Below are 19,602 nucleotides of genomic sequence, written 5' to 3'. Positions count from 1 at the left end.
GGATAAAGATTTCGGTAAAAATCGGGGTGTCTTAAGGCACTTGATGCATGTTACCTAGGGGAGGGGGTCGGTTAGGATAGCGACATGGCAAATAATATACTTCAGCAGGAAACCATCATGCACGCTTCAGACGCGAAACTGGTCGAACAACTGGCCGCTCTTGATCCCGATGTTGCAGAGCTTATGGCTCTTGAGGCCAACCGCCAGGCAACAACTTTGGAATTAATTGCATCTGAAAATCATGTTTCTGGTGCAGTCATGCGGACCATGGGTTCGTGGCTGACCAATAAGTATGCCGAGGGTTACCCCGGCAAACGTTATTACGGCGGTTGTGAGTTTCACGATCAAATTGAAGATCTTGCAAGAGAGCGAGCGAAACAGCTCTTTGGCTGCGGTTATGCAAATGTTCAGCCACATAGTGGAGCCAATGCGAATGTCGCAGCATTCATGGCAATGTGCGCACCGGGTGACACCATATTGAGCTTACCGATTAAGTCTGGTGGTCATCTTAGTCATGGGCTCAAGCCGAATTTCTCGGGCACCTTTTATAACATCGTTGACTATGACCTTGATCCAAAATCAGAATGTCTCGACTACGATGTCATTGCTGCCAAGGCGCGCGAATGTAAACCTCAGATGATTATCTGTGGTTACTCTGCTTACTCCCGTGTGATTGACTTTGCTCGATTCCGTGAGATTGCCGATGAGGTTGGAGCAGTGTTGATGGCAGACATCGCGCACATTGCAGGTTTGGTGGCCGCTGGTGTGCACCCATCACCGTTTCCGCATGCACATATTGTGACAACAACAACCCACAAGACGTTACGAGGCCCGCGCGGTGGCTTGGTGCTCTGTGATGATGAGGAAATTGCTAAAAAGGTTGATCGAAAGGTCTTTCCTGGCTCGCAAGGTGGGCCGCTGATGCATGTCATTGCAGCAAAAGCAGTCGCGTTCAAGGAAGCCCTTGATCATTCTTTCAAGACCTATAGCAAGCAGGTCGTTGAAAATGCGCAAGCGTTGGCGGCAGCGCTGGTCCAGCGCGGCTATCGCCTTTGTAGTGGTGGTACAGATAATCACCTGATGTTGGTTGATCTTCAGCCAAGAAGCGCTACGTTGACTGGTGCTGATGCTGAGCAATGGCTTGAGGATGCGGGCATCATTGTGAACAAAAATGGCATTCCAAATGATCCGAGGCCACCAATGGTGACCAGTGGTCTCCGTCTTGGAACACCAGCGCTCACGACGCGTGGCATGGGTGTCAAAGAGATGGAGATTGTTGCAGATCTACTTGATCGCGTCATGCTGGCAAGTGGCGATGAAAAGCTTACGAAAGAAGTGCGCGACGAAGTGCATGCGTTGTGTGACACATTTCCATTGCCTCACTGAAATTTAATGTGACGAGTGTGGTGGTGTTGTGATATCAGGTTGAATCTGACGCATTGCTTCGTACACGACGCCACAAACGGTCGTTGCAAGGTTTAAGCTTCGAGCACGTGGATCATTCACCATTGGTAGCGTGAGGCGAGCATTCTCGCCCCATTTGTTTTTGACAAGATCATGAATCTCTTGCGGTACGCCTGCTGTTTCTTTGCCGAAGAGAAAGTGATCTCCGGCATCGATCTTTGCTTCCCATAGTGGGCGCGTTGCATGTGTGGTCAAAAGCCACAGCCGTTTCGGTTGCTCGTGTTCAAGATAGGCATTGAAACTGGCATGCTCGATACAGTCAACGAGTGGCCAATAATCGAGGCCAGCGCGGCGGCGCGCCTTCTCAGAGAGATCGAAGCCCAGAGGATGAATCAGATGCAGCCGGCAACCTGTGGCAGCACAAGTTCTCCCAATGTTTCCCGTATTGTTGGGAATTTCTGGATTCAAAAGGACAATATTGAGCCAGGTTTGAGTCATGGGCGATGGCAGTACTTCTTTGTAGGGGCGAGTGGTTTAGGGCCTTCTTTGTGTAAGGATTTGATTTTCTATCATGAATTGTGGTGCGATGCTGGCATCATTGATTGGTTTATGTCGCATTATCGAGTGAGAGTTCAGAGCCCTTGGTATATTGACCAAACCGATCATGAGGTGAGCCAAGGTGGGACTCAAGGCTCATACCGCTCTACCTCCACAGCAGAATCGGCCGGCTTGTCTGGTCGGCTGCCACAGTGTTCACGAACTCATCCGCTGGTGCAGGATGAATTGAGGAGAGATCACTTTCATGGCCAGTTATACAACCGCAGATATTCGCAACATCGCTCTCACCGGAACCAGCACAGCTGGTAAGACGACGCTGACAGAGGCATTGCTTGGCGAGGTGGGGGTCATTGGTCGTATCGGAAAAATCGAAGAAGGAAATACAGTTTCCGACTTCAGTGATCTTGAGCATGAATTCGAATGCTCGTTAGACACGTCGTTGGTCCACTTCAGTCATGGTAACGCTCATATTAATTTGATTGATACGCCTGGCCGTCCCGACTTCATTGGCAAAGCCATTAGTTCTGTTCCAGCGGTAGAGACCGTTGCCATCATGATTGATCCCGGCAAGAGTGTCGATTCAATTACAAGGCGCATCATGAAAGTCTGTGAGCAGCGCAATATGCCTCGGCTGATCATTATTAATAAAATTGATCAGGGTGATGATCTTGGTCAAGTGCTGGCAGCAATCCGTGAGACGTATGGCATGGCATGTCAGCCGATTAATGTGCCTGCATCGGGTGGGACGGAAGTGATTAATTGCTTGACCAACGATAGTGGCGATAGCGATCTCGGTGAGATATCTAAGTTTCACACCAACTTGATCGAGCAGGTGGTTGAATGTGATGAGGCCTTGATGGAGAAGTATCTGGAGCAGGGTGAGGTCAGCATGGAAGACCTTCATGCTGGGTTCGAGCAGGCCATGCGCGAGGCAACATTGATTCCGGTTGTATTTGTGAGTGCTCGAGAAAACGTTGGTGTCAAAGAGCTTCTTGATGTCTTTGCCACGCTATGTCCGAGCCCACTGCAAGGAAACCCCCGTTCATTTGAATGCACAGGTGAAGATGGTGAGCGAGCAGATATTGTGGCGGAGGCAGACGCGAGTAAGCAGCTGATTGCTCATGTCTTCAAAGTCTCATCGGATCCATACGTCGGTCGGCTTGCTTATTTCAAGGTGCATCAAGGTGAGATTAGTTCAAATGTTTCACCCCACGTTGATGATCAGCGAAAGCCAATCCGGACCGCACATGTTCTGAAGGCTCAAGGAAAAGAAAGCTCTGAGACCGCTAAGATCATCGCAGGTGACATTGGGGTGCTTGCAAAAATAGAGGAGCTGAAGTTCAACTCTGTGATGCATGATGGAACAATTGGAACGGATTTACATTTGCGCCCGCTTGAGTTGCCAGAGCCGATGTTTGGCCAGGCAATTGAAGTTTCTAGTAAGGGCGCCGAAGGTAAATTGGGTGATGCGCTGGCAAAAATGCTGGCGGAAGACCCGATGCTGGCGCTTGATCGAGTTCAAGCAACGCGAGAGACCGTGCTTCGAGGTATTGGCGAGCAGCACATGCGCATTAAGCTGCGAATGCTCAAAGATCATTACGGCGTTGAGGTCCAAACCCGTATGCCGAAGGTTGCGTACAAAGAGACGATTTATGGCAAAGCTGAGGGCCATCACCGTCACAAGAAGCAAACCGGTGGTTCTGGGCAGTTCGGTGAAGTCTATTTGCGTGTTTCGCCATTGACGGGTGAAGAGGATGGAATCGATCGGGGCCTGATCTTTCTTGACAACACATTTGGTGGATCAATTCCGAAACAGTTTCTGCCAGCTGTTGAGAAGGGCGTGCGGCAGTGTATGACTGATGGTGCGGTGGCGGGCTATCCAATGACCAATATCTCTGTCAGTGTTTACGACGGTAAGTTTCACGCGGTCGATTCTAAAGAGGTTGCATTTGTGACCGCTGGTAAGCGCGCCTTTATTGATGCGATTCAGCAAGCGAATCCGGTCTTGCTTGAGCCCTTTGTCAAGATGGAAATTACAGTGCCAGCAGAACAGATTGGCGATATTGCCTCGGATATCTCAGGGCGGCGTGGGCGTATTCAAGGTACTGACATGTTGCCTGGCAATGTTGCCTGTGTGCAGGTTGAAGTTCCGCTTGCTGAAGTGATGACTTATAGCAGTCAGCTCAAAAGTATGACCGCTGGCGCAGGGAGCTACACCATGGAATACAGCCATGATGAACAGACGCCTCCAAATGTGCAGGCTGAGGTTGTCGCTTTGTACAAGCCCGATCACACAGACGACTAGCGGCAGCGATTCTCAGTCCTTACAGCTTTGATAGGAGAGGCATTGTTTATGTCGATGGGTGTCGTGTTAATACTGTTGTGCAGCCTTTGTTGTGATAGCACCTTCTCATTTGTTTCTTTGGCCCCTGATCCTGTATCGGTGGCACAAAAGAACAATGCTGAGCGCCTTGCAGAATTGTTTGCAGCTGAGCGAGCTTGGTCCTTCGAAGTTTTTCCGGAGTCAGCTTTGTCGGAGGGTGATCGGTCTGGTGTTGATCGTGTGACCGATCTCAGCATCGCAGGTCTTGAGGCCCGGCATTTAAAAAGGCAGGCGTTCTACGATCAACTTAAGATGATTGATATAGACACGCTTTCAGAGCAAGACCGCATCAACTATCAGGTATTTGAGGCGCTCTTAACCTCTCGACTAAAGGCCCATCCATTCAAAATGTATGAGGTGCCTCTCAATGCTCGATCGGGCATTCATCAACAGATACCAATGATGGCAATCAATACGCCGTTTGAAATGCTTGAGGATTATGAAGGGTATCTTGCTCGGCTTGAACAACAGCCTCGGCAGGTCGATGCGTTGATCGAGCGAATGCGACAGGGGATGGCCTCTGGTCGCACGGTCACCAAGGCCAACATGATTGATATTCATGCCCAGATAAGACGTGTTTTAGAACCCGGCGGATTTGATTCGCTTCGTTTGCCGCTCCAAGAAGTTCCAGAATGGATGGATGAAGCAACATCACAGCGGCTACGCGATCGCTTTGAAAGTACTTCATTGCCAGCAGCGCAGTTGGCGGTGCAGCGATTGGAAGACTTTGTTGGCCAATCGTATTTGCCTGCTTGTCGGGATTCTTTGGGGGCTCATGAATTGCCAGATGGAGCAGCGTGGTATCAACAGCAGCTCAGGGCAATGACGACGACAGATCTGACGGCTCAAGAAATTTACGAGATCGGCCAGTCTGAAGTGCAACGTATCCGGCAAGAAATGTTAAAGGTCATTGCAAGTAGTGATTTTATAGAACGCTATCCAGAAGCATCTCAATTGAGTGATAAGGATCGTCTTAAGCAGTTCATCGCCTACCTTCGTACGGATCCCCGTTTTTACTGTGAGACACCCGAGCAATTGCTGATGCGATATCGCGATATCTGTAAGCAGATTGATGGAAAGATGCCGGAGCTCTTTGCGACCTTGCCCCGGCTTTCGTACGGCGTGTTGCCAATTCCTGATTTTGCGGCACCAACTCAAACCACCGCCTATTACCAGCCTGGTTCGCCAGCGAATGGTTTTGCGGGAAACTTCTATGCCAATACATGGGATCTTAAGCAGCGGCCAACCTACGAGATGGTCGCACTTGCTTTACATGAAGCGGTGCCTGGCCATCATCATCAAATAGCTTTGGCGCAGGAGATGCAGGACGTTCCAGAATTCCGAACGGATGCATGGTTTAACGCCTTTGGTGAAGGGTGGGCGCTTTATGCAGAACGAATGGGAGAGCCGATGGGATTGTATGAAGATCCTTATGCTCGCTTCGGGCAGCTCACCTATGAGATGTGGCGGGCATGTCGGCTTGTGGTTGATCCTGGTTTGCACGCTTTTGGATGGACACGTCAGGAAGCAATTGACTTTATGGCTGAGCATACAGCGCTCAGTGAGCACAATATAGAAGTGGAAGTCGATCGGTATATCACTTGGCCAGCCCAAGCGACGAGTTACAAGATTGGCGAGATTGCCATTCGTAACTTGCGTGACAAGGCTGAGGCCCGTTTAGGGAGCGACTTCGATGTGCGGCACTTCCATGATGCTGTGTTGCGTGATGGAGGGGTACCACTTTGGGTTCTTGAAGAACGCATTGACCAGTGGATTGAACAACAGATGCGATCGGTCTCAGTAGATCATTCGGACAGTGAAGTTCAATAATGGACTGTCGGTGAGGAGTGGTTGTCACAGAGCGTGACTTAACAAAAGCCCTTATTCGGAATCGCAGGCTGTGACTTCGTTGCTTACCAACCAGCATTCTTGAGAAATGGATTGGTGGCTCGCTCAATGCCGATCGTTGTTGACGGGCCATGCCCTGGGTGAATGGCGATTTCATCAGGTAATTTCATCAAGACATCAAACAAGCTTGCTTTGAGATCGGTTGGATCTGAGGTTGGAAAATCAAAGCGGCCGATGCTCTGAGCAAACAGTGTGTCACCAACAATTGCTTGTTGGCTCTCCGAATGGACAAATGTCACACTTCCTGGGCTATGCCCTGGGGTATGCAAGACGTTCCACGTTTCACCGTCCAGTATCAGATCTTGGCCTGGTGTCAGCATGTCGGTGGGGGCCGCTACTGTGATTGGTTGATCAATGAAACCAGATAGATTCAGCATCGGGTCGGTGCACCACTGGGCTTCGGCTGGATGGCACCAAACGGGGAGGTCCCCGCACTGGCTGCGAAGTAAGTCGAGTCCAGCAATATGATCGCTATGACAGTGGGTGAGGAAGACGGCCTCAGGTTCGAGTTGCCTATCTTTAATATGCTCGAGCATGGGCTGAGGATCAAACCCACAGTCGAAAATCCAGCACTTCTTGGTTGGCTTGCTTTCCTGGGGAGGGGTCACGATAAAACAGTTGGTTTGAAAGGGGCCAAGTGTGAAGGTTGTAAGAATTGGTCCAGGCATAGTGTTCTTTTCGGTGCTGGTTGGTGGATTTGAGCGAGTTCGGGGTGCGGTGAGCCATGAGTATGGGTACAGTAGCCAATGATGGCACGTAAGACCCAATCGCGGCGGGGGAATCACTTTCACATGCATCTGCTGTGGGTGATGCCTTGCATTTGTGGTCTTGCAGCACTCATTGTTGCCCTTGCCATACTACCGAGTGAAACCAGCCCAGTTGAATGGGGGCTGCCCCTGATTATTGGTGGTGTCATCTTGGTTGTCATCAGCCCCTTATCGCTGCTGGCTGGTTGTCCGCATGCAGCAACATTAGTTGGATTGTGGTTGACAGCAGCCGTGCTCTTGGTCGTGGGTGGCATGCTTGGGACGCCAATTTATATCGGAGCAGGTATTTTAGTTGCGGCACTTTCAGCATTTTCGATGTTGATGGCGACTGAAATTAAAAGTGTCAAAGCAGATGCAACGTTTGAAGGCAGCTCGGTTATGAGTGCCCAGGCAATGGAACTACTCTCTCATATTCATGAGAACGCAATGCTATCTGATTCGACGAAGAGAGCCTTGTATCGAGAACGAGAGATCGATCTGCTACGGCGTACTATTCGGGAAGATATCTCACGTGGCGCCTACAACGCAGCATTGATTCTGTGTGATGATATGGCGAGTTTGTTTGGTTTTATCCAAGAGGCAGAGTCCTTTCGCACCGCTATTCTCGAGCATCGTCATCAAGTTCAAGAGCAAGAGATTGAGGCGGCTTTTGCAGAATTAGATGCGTTCTTAAATCGTCAGCAATGGCATGAAGCCGATATGCAGGCGAATCGAATTCGACGTTTGTACCCAGAGTCTCACCTGCTTCCAGAACTGGATCTACGTGTCCTTGCTGCCAGGCAGCATTATCAACGCGAACTTGAGCAGCAGCTCGACATCGCCCTTGACCGCCAAGAGGTTTCGGAGGCCATGGCGATTTTGCGTCAACTCGATCATTTTGTCAGTAAAGAAGATGCTCAGAGATTACAAGAGATTGCTCGGGCAGTGGTCGATAAGCATCGGGAGAACCTCTCTCTTCAGTTCAAGATGTCGGTGAGTGATAAACAGTGGTCGCGGGCTTTGGAGATTGGTGAGCAAATCACGTTAGAGTTTCCAAATTCCAAGATGGCCAATGAGGTTCGTGCCATGGCTGAAGTCTTGCGGGTTCGAGCAGAGGAGGGCGAATCTGGAACAGGTTCGCCGCACCCAGCACTTGATCTTTCTTAGGACGAAGTATGTGGATTGCGGTTTGAAAGGGATATTGATGATGCAATGCAGACTCGTTCGACAGCGTGTGCACGCGAGACGATTTGGTCGATTGATTGGCGTCTCCTGCGGGTTTGGACTATTCGTTGGGAGCCTGGTGGGCTGTATCAATGACGTCAACAGTATCCAAGGTGTGCTGACCCCTAAGTCGCCTACCCAGGCGGCGATGGAGGCGATGGATCCGCATGATCCAGATAAGCGCCGGATAGGCACGCTCGACCTTGCCAATGCACCATTCGGCGGCTCGGAACTCTACGTGAAGTTGTATAGAGAACGCGTTCGCACTGAGCAGGATCCCATCGTGTTAGCGGTCGCAATCAAAGCCCTTGCCAGGCATGGCTCTTCAGAGGATGCGCTCTTGATAGCGCCCTATTTAAAGAGCGATCAGTTACATGTGCGATGGGAGGCGGCGAAAGGACTCCAGCGTCTCCATAATGAATCTGTTGTTGGGCCTCTTTTAGTCACGTTGAATAATGAAGAGGAGTCACAGAGTGATGTCCGCACCGAGGCCGCATTGGCCCTTGGGCAATATCCACAGACACGCGTGTTCCATGGGCTGGTTCGAGCGCTTGACGCACCTGAATTGGCGGTGAACCTAGCAGCTATTAAGTCGCTTGGATCCATCACGGGACAAGACTTCGGCATGGACTCTTCTGCATGGCTGAGTTGGTATGAAGCAGCGAATAGTCAAGCCGGTAAAGATCCCTTTGAAAACAGGGTGGATTACCTTTATCCCACTTATACGCGTGATGATTCCTTCCTGGAAACACTGGCATTCTGGTATTCACGCTACGAAGAAAAGCCTGCATCACCAGCGGGTTTGAAGCCCAGTAGCACTCGTTCAACTTATGAAGAGCAAGAGCAGCAGGGCCAAGACGGGAACGAAGATGACGCCAGTAGCAAATAAGACCATGCGTGCACTTTTCTCTGGAGAGGACGGGGTGCGCCTTGATCCGAAGCTTGTTTGTCCTGAACCAACGGGTGATGAAGTATTGATCGCACCGATTGTGGTGGGCGTGAGTTGGACAGATCTCTGTATTGCACGTGGCGAGTTGCCCTTCGAAGGTGTGATTGGTCGAGAATGTGTTGGGCGTGTTGAGGCGGTTGGCCCAAATGGAGATAAAAACCTCATTGGGCAGCGCGTGGTTTGTGAGATCGCAACGCGTTGTGGAAAATGTGAATTGTGTCGAGGTGGCATTGCGGGGCATTGTCAAAACCGAACGGTCATGGGATCGCGAGGTCGAAATGGTTGTCTCGCTGATTGGTTTGTATTGCCGGGAAGCAATTGCCGTGTGGTGCCAGAGGGTCTTGATGATGACCGGGCAGTCTTCGCGATTAGTGTGGCAGAAGCGCTGCAAGTGGCCCGGCAAATCACTGTACAAGATCGACCCTACATCACAGTGGTCGGGGATGGGACGAGCGGATTGCTTGTGGCTCAAGCCTTAGAGCCACTGAATGCTTCGGTACGTGTCGTGGGTCAAAATCCAGAGCGCATGGCACTTTGTGAACGTTGGGGTATTAAGCACCGGCCGATCGGTGAAATTGGTCGCCGATCTGATCAGGATGTTGTTGTGGACTGCTCAGGAACATCTGCGGGGTTTGGACTCAGCATGGCGCTCCTTCGCCCACGTGGGCAACTGGTGCTTAAGGCTCAAGTCGCTGGGGCTCGCGGTATTGATTTGGGCTTGATGGTTAGGAAAGAAATTCATGCCATTGGGTCTGACCAAGGTCCACTCGGTGAAGCGTTGCGATCGCTCCTTGAAGAGCGGTTTGATGTGATTAGTTTGATCGGACGCCGCATGCGATTGAACGATGGTTCTAAAATTCTCCAGATGGCGGCTTCGGGTGAATCTGGCAAGGTTCTTGTCACGCCATGAATAATTGATCTGAGTCCCTACAATCATTGAAGTGACTCAACCTCCAAGCGATTTTGATGATGATCCAAACCCGCAGCAGTGGCAGCCGCCATTAGCTGATTGTGATGATTTGCCTGCCAGCGATCTTCCTGTGGCTGAAGCAGAAGCGGTGGCTGATACCGTTGGTCGAATAGCCTCAGGGCGTTTGGCTGGCCGAAGTTTGCCAAACGCCATCTGGATCTTGGCCACGCCTGTACTTCTTCAGAATTTAATGGCAGCAGTCGTGGGTTTGGTAGATAAGTTACTTGCGGGCAGGTTGGCGCCAGAAATCGTAGTGGAATCGATGGATGGTCTCGGTGTCGCGTCTTATATCGGTTGGTTTATTGGTATTGCAATGGGTGGCCTGGGTATTGGTGGTCAGGCCTTGATTGCGCGAGGTATTGGTGGCGGCGATGGAGCAATGGCACATCGTGCCTTAGGCCAGGCAATCTTATTGAGCATGCTCTGGGGGCTGGTGGTTGCGGTGGTGATGTGGCTTGGGGCGCCAATGATTGCTTCCGCTTCGGGGCTTGAAGGTCGGGCGTCAGAATTTTGTACCGAGTACATTCGTATTCTTGCTTATGTGATGCCACTCACAGGCATACTGATGGTCGGCGGTATGTGCATGCATGGTGCGGGTGAAGCACTGTGGCCTCTCTTGGTCATGGTGCTGGTCAACATCATCAACGTCGTTTTGTCCTGGTTGTTCTCAGGGGCCACGATAGGGCAAGACTTTGTCAGCCCGTTGGGATGGGATCTTGGTGTTGCTGGTATCGCCTTGGGGACAACAGTCGCTTATGTGTTTGGTGGTATTTTTACACTGATCGTGCTGAAGCGAGGCATCAGAGACCTGCGATTGAAATCCAGTGATATGTCGTTTGATCCTTCGATGTTGGGACGCGTCGCACGGGTTGGAATTCCAATGTTTTTTGAAGGCTTGGCAATGTGGACTGCCAACCTCTTTATCCTTGGTTTCCTTGGTGAAATTGCAATCAAACAAGGTGAAGACGGCAAGCCGATGGAGGGCCTACAGGGCGCTCACATTATTGCGGTGCAATGGGAGTCATTTAGCTTTTTGCCTGGCTTCGCCTTGGGTGTTGCCGCGGGTGCTTTGGCTGGTCAGTACTTAGGCGCTCAAAATGCAGCCATGGCGAAACGTGCCACGATTGCATGCGTCATCATTGGCGCCATCATTATGTGTGCGCTAGGCGTGGTCTTCTTTTTCTGTGGAACCATGTTGACCAAGTTAGTATCAAATGAGCCAGTCTTTCTTGAATACACCCCTGAATTGCTAAAAATTGCAGGTGCAACCCAGATCTTCTTCGCCATTTCGATGGTGGTCAGGCAAGCCTTGCGTGGGTGTGGTGACACGCTGTGGACATTCCTGATTACAACCTTCTCAAGTTATCTGGTGCGTTTGCCTGCCGCCTGGATTTTGGGGGTGGCGATGGGCCTGGGCATTCAAGGCGTGTGGTATGCCTTGTGTGGTGAAATGGCTGTTCGAGCCGTGCTCTTCGGTGCGAGATTTCTCAATGGTGGTTGGGCCAATCGCAAGTTGTAGAGATTGATCAGGCGCCAACAGCCAAGCGATCGGCCAAGATGCTGGGCAGGCCCGCTGAATGAAAGATGCGTTGCGTGGCTGCTATGTCATATTCTTCACGGTGAATTGTGAAGGTCCACTCATCGCTATCCAGTACACCAAAGCAAGCTCGCGGATCACAATCACGTGGTTGTCCAACTGAGCCCGGGTTCGCGATGTAGCGAAGGTCAGGGCTCAACTCTAATGGTGTGTGTGGGCGAGGGAGATGGGCGATAATGTCACTTGGAGAGACTGTCTTGTCGCTCAGGGTTGTGTCATATGAGAAAAGCATTGGAACGTGGGTATGGCCTACAAGTGCAATTCGACAATCAGATTGCTGAAATGCATTGGCAGCACTCGCGGCATCTTGAATGTAACTGTGTTCACCTAGTGATGGTGTTTCATGTGTACACAAGATGCCATGCTCTAGCTCAACAAACTCGGGCATATCGATGATTGCTTGAATATGTAAAGACTGAAGGCACTCTCTGGACATATCCAACGCGCACTGTGCGACTTCATTGAAGGCCATTGATACTTCAGGGTCGATGATGCCATGATCATGGTTGCCTCGGACGCAGACGTCACAAGTGGTCGTTACGAGATCCATACAACGTTCTGGCTCTGGACCGTAGCCGACGACATCGCCAAGGCAGATGATTTGATCTACGTTCAGGGTCGCGATACGGTTGAGCACCGCAAGTAAGGCGCTGCTGTTCCCGTGGATATCCGAGATGAGTGCGTATCTGGTCATGCAGACTCTAATGCGCTCGGTGGTGGAATGTTCAGGTCAAACTGAAAAAGGCAATTTGTTGAGACTCTTCTGCAGCAAGAAATTTCTGTAGAAGCTATTTGTCTGCAGTTGTAGCGATTGTGTCCCCATCCTTTGCAACCTCAGCAGGGACCTCAGTAGGGACCTCAGGAGCAACTTCGGCAGGGGGTTCAACAACAACTTCTGCAGTGGATTTATGAGGTTCTGTCGCCGAGGCGTTCTTTTCTCGTTTTTTCTTCTTGGGGTCAGAGAGCGCGGCTGCATCGGCCTTCGCGTCTTGAGCCTGCTTGTAGCGTTGGATTTTGGTCTTGTCTGGTGCCAGCATGATCATCATGCGGCGGCCAGCCATCTTCGGTGTTGACTCAACCTTGGAAATGTCCTCAAGGCTCTCCATGACGTACTTCATGCGCTCATGCCCACGATCTCGGTGCATGACCTCACGGCCCTTAAAATTTTGAACGATTTGTACCTTGTGTCCATCGACCAGGAATCTGCGAGCTTGATTGAGACGGATCTCAAGATCATGGGGATCAATCTTCATTGAACGGCCGAGGCGAACCTCTTTGAGCTCGAGCGCTTTAGAGCGGGCGCGATTGGCCTTTTCTTTCTTTGATTGCTCATAGCGGTATTTGCCAAAGTCGAGAATGCGGCAAACGGGTGGATCTGATTCCCCAGAGACTTGCACAAGATCGAGCCCAGCTTGCTGCGCGAGCTGGAGTGCTTCTGCAATAGGGACGACACCAAACATCTGGTTGTTTTCGTCAATGAGTCGGACATGGGAAGCGCGGATTCGATCGTTAATGGTCGGGGCGCTTCGGAAGTTTTCGTTGGGTCTAAAGTAGCGTCGGCGAGCGATAGTCAGGGTCCTTTTCTAAGAAGTGGTTCTGCAAGTAATCAGTACAGCGCAATCACAAGAAGCGTCGTTCCAAAATATGGATGACGTGGTCACGTGACCGGGACCTGGTGCGTTCACGCCCCAAGGTTCAATGTGAAGTTGGCCCAAAAGACAATCAGTCAAAAACGGTCTCATACTTTGAGATGGCTCATGATTGTCCCTGTCATTGCCTCGATGTGCATCGATGCATGATCCTGTACTTGGCAAAAAAATGCAGATCTTCGCGCGGTGCGTTGATACTGCCTACTGGCTTGAGTCGTCATTTCGTCCCAATGCCACAGCGGATAGACTAGCTTGCCTATTGCAGCCATTCAAACAGCTTCTGGCAAGATCCGGCAAGTAGTGGGTTTTTTTCTGGCATCAGTCGCCTTTGGATGCCTTACTGAAGCATGATGAGATGACATCGCTTTGGCCGCGAGATTCGATTTCTTTTCTGATATTGGTCAAAAACGTCTCGCTTGGGATACTGCCGAGATCGCCTTGTTGCCCCCTGGCTCTGACACTGACGGTTCCAGCAGCTTGGTCGCGAGGCCCCACAATGAGCAGATAAGGGATCCGCTTATCAATACCATTGCGGATTTTGGCCTGGATGCGTTCAGCACTTTCATCGATCGTGGACCTCACACCATGGTTCTTGAGCGCTGCATAAATGGTCTGTGCGTATTCGCTAGATTTGTCAGAAATCGGCAAAACGCGCACTTGCTCCGGTGAGAGCCAAGTTGGAAAAGAGCCCGCAAAGTGTTCGATCAGCACGCCTATAAATCGCTCCCAAGAGCCAAATGGTGCACGGTGAATCATGACCGGGCGATGCTTGGCATTGTCGGCACCGATGTAGGAGAGATCAAAACGCTCGGGGAGGTTGTAGTCAACCTGAATGGTGCCCAGCTGCCACTGGCGACCAATCACATCACGTACGACAAAGTCGATTTTGGGGCCATAGAAGGCTGCTTCGCCGAACTCCTCTGAGAAGGGGACGCCCAGAGAAGCGGCTGCTTCCCGACATGCTTGCTCGGCCTTTTCCCAGTTGGCGGGATCGCCGACATACTTGTCACTGTCGGGGTCACGTAAGCCTACGCGTACTCGGTAGTCAGTCATGTCTAACGTAGCGAAGATGATTTTTACAATCTCTAGGCAGCCGGCTACTTCTTCGGCAACTTGTTCTTCAGTACAAAATAGGTGTGCATCATCTTGGGTAAAGCCGCGTACGCGCGTCATGCCGCCAAGTTCGCCGGACTGTTCCCATCGGTAGACTGTTCCGAACTCGTTGAGCCGAAGCGGTAGGTCACGATAGCTTCGTGGCTCACCTGCAAAAATGCGAATATGGTGGGGGCAGTTCATTGGCTTGAGCAAGTATCCATCGATATCGCCATCACGCATTCGGTTGGCCAGTTCAGCACAGGAGCAACCTTCTTCAGCAAGTTGCTCTAACTGTTCTTGATCGATCAGTGGTGGGTACTGGCTATCTTGGTAGTAGGGGAAGTGTCCTGAAGTGCGGTAGAGATCAAGTTTTCCAATATGGGGCGTGAAGACCTCTTGATAGCCTTGGCGTCTGAGTTCCTCGCCAATAAAACGCTGGAGCTCATTGCGGAGAACCGCACCTTTCGGTGTCCAAAGAACAAGGCCTTGGCCAACCATTTCATCGATCTGAAAAAGTCCCAGCTGCCGACCCAATACACGGTGGTCACGCCGTTTTGCTTCTTCAAGCATTTCAAGATGTGCTTCGAGCTGCTTTTGATTGGCAAAGGCGGTGCCATAGACCCGTGTCAGTTTGTCTGAATTGGCATCGCCCTTCCAGTAGCTTGATGCCAATGACATGATCTTGAAAGCGCCAATGGCTCCAGTTGTCGGAACATGCGGCCCTCGGCAGAGATCTTCCCAGTTTTGATCAGGCTCTCCTGTGACGTACCAGGTCAGTTCATCAGAACCTGCCTCGATCGCTCTTTGGGCATTATCAAGCTTGAACTTATTTTTCTCCCCAGTGAGCTTCTCGATGCCAGCATCAACGGCCATCTCTACCCGTGTAAATGGACGATCTTCAGCAATGATCTTGGCCATCTCTTTTTCGATCTTTTCAAAGTCGTCGCTGCTGATTGTGGTTCCAGGTGGTACTGAAATGTCGTAGTAAAAGCCGTTGTCAAGAGGCGGCCCGTAAACCAACTGAACACCGGGATATAGTTTTTCAATTGCTTCCGCCATGACATGGGCGCAGCTATGGCGTATGAGGTAGAGCAAATCATCGCTCGGTGGCGCCTTGCCTCTTGGTAGCGTGATGAGTTCAATTTTGGCATCTTGTTCGATGGGTGTATTCACTTCGCACAGGGCACCGTCAATGCGGGCGCCCATACTCGCCTTGGCGAGGTTGGGCGAAATATCGGCCGCCACCGCTAATGGGGTGGTGGTGCTATCGAAGCTTCTTTCGGATCCGTCTGGCAGTGTGATGACTGGCATGGGTATTAGGGCACTGTAATAGGAGGGTTAAGTGGCTGTATTGGCGATTACCATCAGATTGGGTCGATATTGGTCGATACTACCCATTGACGTTCTGTTCTTGGGATCTGAAGATACCACAGACGTTCAGTGTATGGCATACCCGGTGGCAAGCAGTGGGCGAGATTGACGCCAGCCAGCGGATAGAGAATAAGGTCCTTTAACGGAGATGCGATTGTGATCTGCCCATATTGCGGTGAGGATAATGATCGAGTCATCGACTCTCGTGCTTCTGATGGAGGCGTGACGGTACGCCGCCGCCGCCAGTGTGAGGGGTGTGCCAAGAGGTACACGACTTATGAGCGGGTAGAGAAGACTGCCCGACTGATGGTGATCAAGCGTGATGGATCTCGCGTGCCATTTGAGATGCAGAGCATTCTTGGGGGTATCCAGGCAGCCTGCGGCAAGCGGCCTATTCCTGAGGCAGATAAACAGGCGCTGGCACAAGCGGTCGAGGAGGCTGTGCACAGGGAGTTTTCTCAAGAGGTGCCAAGTGACGAAATTGGTCAACGGGTGGCGGCTCGCCTTCGCGAGCTCGATGAGATCGCCTATATCCGGTATGCCAGCGAGTATCACGCCTTTCATTCACTCGATGAATTTGCAGAAGAGCTCTCAGAGCTCAAGAGCCGGCCACGAAATCTGCCAAATCAAACAGATCTTTTTCCTTCGGCAAAGCATCTTCGCCAAGACGATGGTTCCAAAGATGAGGCATCCTGAGAAATAGGCAGATTCATATCAGCCACGACAGACGCATGTGCGGCGCAAGGCTCATTTAGGTTCATTAATGGTGAGCGTGCTTGAGCTACTTCTTGCCAACGAGTCCAACTCGAAGATCTTCGTGAATACTCAAGATACGAAAGCATGCAGGGCATCGCACGAGACTATTGCTTCCACTGAGAAGCAGTGATACTTGTTCGAACGGTACTTGGATGTTGCATTCGCCACACGCATACTCGCGATGGCGGCGATTGAGTTCAGCGACTTCTGAAATCGCCTCGCCCTCGTACATGTCTGCAACTTCATCGAAGACGGAAATGGCCTTTGGATCAATGCCTTCGGCTGCTTCTGCTCGTCGCGTTTTCAGATCATCAATTCCTGACTTTAGTTGATCGTTGCGTGTATCAAGTTGGTCTTTCGCACGATCACGTACAGTCGTTCGTTCTGTGGCCTGCTCATTGAGCACTGCTATTTCAGAATTCGCCTCTTCGATGGCATTCATCTCTTTGAGAATCTGATCTTCAACTTCACTGCGTTGCAGCTTGATGGTGTTGAGTTCGGCAAGCAATGCTGTGTATTGTTTATTTGTGACGGCGCTATTGAGCTCTTCACGAAGCTTGTCCATCCGCTCATTGATTGCCTGGACTTCAATCTCAAAATTACCTGCAGATGCCTGGTGCTGTTTGCATCGTGTTTTTAGTTCCTGGATGCGTTGCTCAAGTTCGTCTACTTTTTGCTGTTGGGTATTGAAGTAGCGTGTTGCGGTATTAAGTTGCCCCTGCAGTTGTCGCATCTCTCGATCAACATCGTTGAGCTTCAGCAGATCTTCCATCAGTGGCATGTAGAGCTCCAGTTGTGAGCGGCGTCAAAACAAATACCACGCACGCTGCGTGTAGACCCATAAGTCTAGCATCCTAGATGCCATGGGGACAATACAAGGCGTGTCAAGAACGCGCCAAGAAAGTTTTTAGGAGAAATCTAAAAGCCGGTCAGAAGCCAATAGGCCACTGGAGCAACGAGTAAGGGTGAATCGAGGACATCGAGCAGTCCACCAAGTCCGGGCAGAATGTTCGAGCTGTCCTTGAGCCTCGCCCCTCGCTTTAGGAGGCTCATCATGAGATCGCCAAGTTGTCCAGAGATAGCAAGCCCCAAGCCAAGTGCAGGAATCATCCACCAAGGCAGTGGGGTATCCAGCCAGGCATCATTGGCCGCGATCAGGAGTGCTGCAACGCCAATCGCCGCCAAGACGCCGCCAATGGCGCCTTCCCAGGTCTTACCAGGACTTAGCCAGGGGATCATTTTGTGTCTTCCAAGGGCTCGGCCCGTGAAGTAGGCCCCTGAGTCACATGCTTTGGTAATGGCTACCACGCCAGCAACCCACCAGGCGGAGTGTCCGTGTGCAATTGCCAGCAGAAGCCCAGCGAGACAGCCAAGGTAGGCAAATACGAATAATGTTCCGCCAATGCTCGCAATGACACCTTCGGTCGTTTGTCCTCTTGTAAAGGTGATCGCGCTCACGACAGAAATCAATGCCATGATGGACACAATGAGGGCGACACCATTGGCCGAATCAATGCCGTGGGGCCACCAGAAAGTGAGGCTGAGGCCCATCCATGCCACGGTGGTATTCAGCCAGGTTTGAGCTTTTAGTCCAGTCGCGCGGAGCAAGGTTGTGAATTCATGGGCTGCAAGAGGTGTCACGAGCACCGCAAGCAGATACAGCACAAGCCCTGGAGGTGCGTTTTGGCACTGCATGGCCCAGTCAAACCAAACAACGCCAAGCAACGCAATAATCAGGATTGGTCCAGTGATGAGTCGGTAGCGAAGCATGGTGATTGATTCTCTGTCGCAGCGATCTTGCTATCGAGTGGTCAGTATTGAGGGATCGAGGAATCAACTTCTTGTGACCAGCGATCGATGCCTCCACAAAGTGACTGGGCGTTCTTGAAACCCTTGGTGCGGAGTAGAGCGGTGACTGCCAATGATCGCTTGCCGCCATGGCAATACACAATCATTGGCGCATCCATGTATGGACTCAGCTCATCAATACGATCCGGTATCTCGTTCATGGGGATATGGGTGCTCTGATCAATGGTTGCAATACGGCGTTCTTCGTCGGTCCGGCAATCAAGCATGACCAGTGTGGTGTCATCTTGTATCAATCGAGCTACATCAGAAGGTATTATTTCCAGTGGTTTTGCTGACATTTCCAAGGGCCTATATCACTTTTGAAAGTGTCCTGTTTTATTTTTCTTAAGCGTCGCTCATTGGCTCTTCGAGTTCAAACCCAGCTTGTGACATTGCGGTTTGTATGCTTTCTGCGTCGAACCCACGCCTTTCGATTTGGCTGGCGATGCGTTGCGCTTGTTTTTGTGCCGACAAGTCGGGGTGTGTCTTAAGTAATAATGCTCGTCGCTCAATGGCCATATTCTTCAGTATTTCGGGAAGATCAACTTTGGCGTAGTAATGATCAAGGGCGGTAGAGATTGCCTCTTCATCAAACCCCTTTTCTTTAAGTTTCTTTTCAGCCAATGTGCGACTCGTCGGATTCTTTTCGGTGAGCGATTCGAGTATCAGTCCAGCAGATTTCTGATCATCGAGCCAACCCTCTTCAGAGAGGTAGGCGATCTCCATTTCGACTGCTTGTGGATCAAAGGAATTCTCTTTCAGCCTGTCACTCAAAGCATTGGTTGACCATGGTTTTCTTGCGAGTAGTGCCATGGACTTGTGCCGAACTTGGCGACGCGTAATCAAGAGCTTGATCTTTTCGAATTCTTCGCCTTTGTAGACCGTTCGGTTGGTCAAATTCATGTCAGCGATTTCGCTCTCGTGTACTTTCCCCAGTTTGAGATCTCCCAGTTGGACCTTTAAAAAAGCAGGGTCATTGCGATGGCGACTAAAGACCAGCGTGACCTCTGGCATGTCTTGAGCACCGATAGAATCTGATGGAGATAGTCGGTGAGAGGGGATTGTCATTGAGATCTCCAGATTGAAGTATGTGCAATTAGATCAGGACGTGTTGATGATGGTATCCTGAGATGATGAATAGGGC

17 protein-coding genes are annotated in these 19,602 nt (G+C 50.9%); 8 read left to right on the top strand and 9 right to left on the bottom strand.

Annotation, left to right across the window (positions count from 1 at the left end; genetic code table 11):
• Window positions 1-84: 84 nt before the first annotated feature.
• The gene (gene glyA, locus P8J86_08520) at window positions 85-1,386 is read left to right on the top strand and encodes a serine hydroxymethyltransferase (protein MDG2054738.1); all 1,302 of its coding nucleotides are present in this window, start codon (window positions 85-87) and stop codon (window positions 1,384-1,386) included.
• Window positions 1,387-1,389: 3 nt separating this feature from the next.
• Here glyA and P8J86_08515 read toward each other — a convergent pair whose 3' ends face one another.
• Window positions 1,390-1,902 carry a tRNA (cytidine(34)-2'-O)-methyltransferase gene (locus tag P8J86_08515; protein MDG2054737.1) on the bottom strand — a complete coding sequence of 171 codons (513 nt, stop codon included), beginning with the start codon at window positions 1,900-1,902 and terminating at the stop codon, window positions 1,390-1,392.
• A gap of 304 nt (window positions 1,903-2,206) precedes the next feature.
• On the opposite strand from P8J86_08515, the gene fusA reads away from it, so the two are divergent.
• Together fusA and P8J86_08505 are read left to right on the top strand one after the other, a co-directional pair.
• The gene (gene fusA / locus P8J86_08510; GenBank protein ID MDG2054736.1) at window positions 2,207-4,267 is read left to right on the top strand and encodes an elongation factor G; all 2,061 of its coding nucleotides are present in this window, start codon (window positions 2,207-2,209) and stop codon (window positions 4,265-4,267) included.
• A gap of 48 nt (window positions 4,268-4,315) precedes the next feature.
• Window positions 4,316-6,175 carry a DUF885 domain-containing protein gene (locus tag P8J86_08505; GenBank protein MDG2054735.1) on the top strand — a complete coding sequence of 620 codons (1,860 nt, stop codon included), beginning with the start codon at window positions 4,316-4,318 and terminating at the stop codon, window positions 6,173-6,175.
• Window positions 6,176-6,258: 83 nt separating this feature from the next.
• On the opposite strand, the gene P8J86_08500 is transcribed toward P8J86_08505, so the two are convergent.
• A complete protein-coding gene (locus P8J86_08500; protein MDG2054734.1) occupies window positions 6,259-6,921 on the bottom strand; it encodes an MBL fold metallo-hydrolase in 663 nt (220 codons plus the stop codon).
• Between the two features lie 123 nt (window positions 6,922-7,044).
• Between P8J86_08500 and P8J86_08495 the strand changes: the two genes are divergently transcribed.
• From P8J86_08495 to P8J86_08480, 4 genes are read left to right on the top strand one after another with little or no spacing between them, the layout of a single operon-like run.
• Complete coding sequence (locus tag P8J86_08495) at window positions 7,045-8,166, top strand: hypothetical protein (GenBank protein ID MDG2054733.1); 1,122 nt, start codon at window positions 7,045-7,047, stop codon at window positions 8,164-8,166.
• A 37-nt stretch (window positions 8,167-8,203) separates the two neighbouring features.
• Window positions 8,204-9,112, top strand: coding sequence for a HEAT repeat domain-containing protein (locus P8J86_08490; GenBank protein MDG2054732.1), 909 nt, complete (start codon window positions 8,204-8,206; stop codon window positions 9,110-9,112).
• Window positions 9,093-10,082, top strand: a complete 990-nt coding sequence (locus P8J86_08485) for an alcohol dehydrogenase catalytic domain-containing protein (GenBank protein ID MDG2054731.1) — start codon at window positions 9,093-9,095, stop codon at window positions 10,080-10,082. Before P8J86_08490 ends, P8J86_08485 begins: the two co-directional genes overlap by 20 nt.
• A gap of 31 nt (window positions 10,083-10,113) precedes the next feature.
• The gene (locus tag P8J86_08480) at window positions 10,114-11,661 is read left to right on the top strand and encodes an MATE family efflux transporter (GenBank protein ID MDG2054730.1); all 1,548 of its coding nucleotides are present in this window, start codon (window positions 10,114-10,116) and stop codon (window positions 11,659-11,661) included.
• A 7-nt stretch (window positions 11,662-11,668) separates the two neighbouring features.
• Here the strand turns inward: P8J86_08480 and P8J86_08475 are convergent, their stop codons facing one another.
• From P8J86_08475 to thrS, 3 genes are all read right to left on the bottom strand, one after another.
• Window positions 11,669-12,433 (bottom strand): metallophosphoesterase family protein, encoded by a 765-nt coding sequence (locus P8J86_08475; GenBank protein MDG2054729.1) that lies wholly within the window; start codon window positions 12,431-12,433, stop codon window positions 11,669-11,671.
• A gap of 94 nt (window positions 12,434-12,527) precedes the next feature.
• A complete protein-coding gene (gene infC, locus P8J86_08470) occupies window positions 12,528-13,253 on the bottom strand; it encodes a translation initiation factor IF-3 (GenBank protein ID MDG2054728.1) in 726 nt (241 codons plus the stop codon).
• Window positions 13,254-13,706: 453 nt separating this feature from the next.
• Window positions 13,707-15,794, bottom strand: coding sequence for a threonine--tRNA ligase (gene thrS, locus P8J86_08465; protein ID MDG2054727.1), 2,088 nt, complete (start codon window positions 15,792-15,794; stop codon window positions 13,707-13,709).
• A 216-nt stretch (window positions 15,795-16,010) separates the two neighbouring features.
• Here thrS and nrdR point away from each other — a divergent pair, with 216 nt between their 5' ends.
• The gene (gene nrdR / locus P8J86_08460; GenBank protein ID MDG2054726.1) at window positions 16,011-16,550 is read left to right on the top strand and encodes a transcriptional regulator NrdR; all 540 of its coding nucleotides are present in this window, start codon (window positions 16,011-16,013) and stop codon (window positions 16,548-16,550) included.
• Between the two features lie 85 nt (window positions 16,551-16,635).
• Here nrdR and P8J86_08455 read toward each other — a convergent pair whose 3' ends face one another.
• From P8J86_08455 to P8J86_08440, 4 genes are all read right to left on the bottom strand, one after another.
• Window positions 16,636-17,391: a hypothetical protein gene (locus P8J86_08455; GenBank protein MDG2054725.1), complete on the bottom strand. Its 756-nt coding sequence runs from the start codon at window positions 17,389-17,391 to the stop codon at window positions 16,636-16,638.
• Window positions 17,392-17,528: 137 nt separating this feature from the next.
• Window positions 17,529-18,380, bottom strand: a complete 852-nt coding sequence (locus P8J86_08450) for a phosphatidate cytidylyltransferase (protein ID MDG2054724.1) — start codon at window positions 18,378-18,380, stop codon at window positions 17,529-17,531.
• A gap of 41 nt (window positions 18,381-18,421) precedes the next feature.
• On the bottom strand, window positions 18,422-18,757 hold the full coding sequence (locus tag P8J86_08445; GenBank protein MDG2054723.1) for a rhodanese-like domain-containing protein: 336 nt from the start codon (window positions 18,755-18,757) through the stop codon (window positions 18,422-18,424).
• Window positions 18,758-18,803: 46 nt separating this feature from the next.
• Window positions 18,804-19,526 (bottom strand): RecX family transcriptional regulator, encoded by a 723-nt coding sequence (locus tag P8J86_08440; protein ID MDG2054722.1) that lies wholly within the window; start codon window positions 19,524-19,526, stop codon window positions 18,804-18,806.
• Window positions 19,527-19,602 lie beyond the last annotated feature (76 nt).

Source organism: Phycisphaerales bacterium (assembly GCA_029268515.1).
In the GTDB taxonomy this organism is placed as follows: domain Bacteria; phylum Planctomycetota; class Phycisphaerae; order Phycisphaerales; family SM1A02; genus JAQWNP01.
The sequence above is the reverse complement of the archived record's forward strand: the minus strand, read 5'-3'. Positions and strand labels throughout refer to the sequence as shown.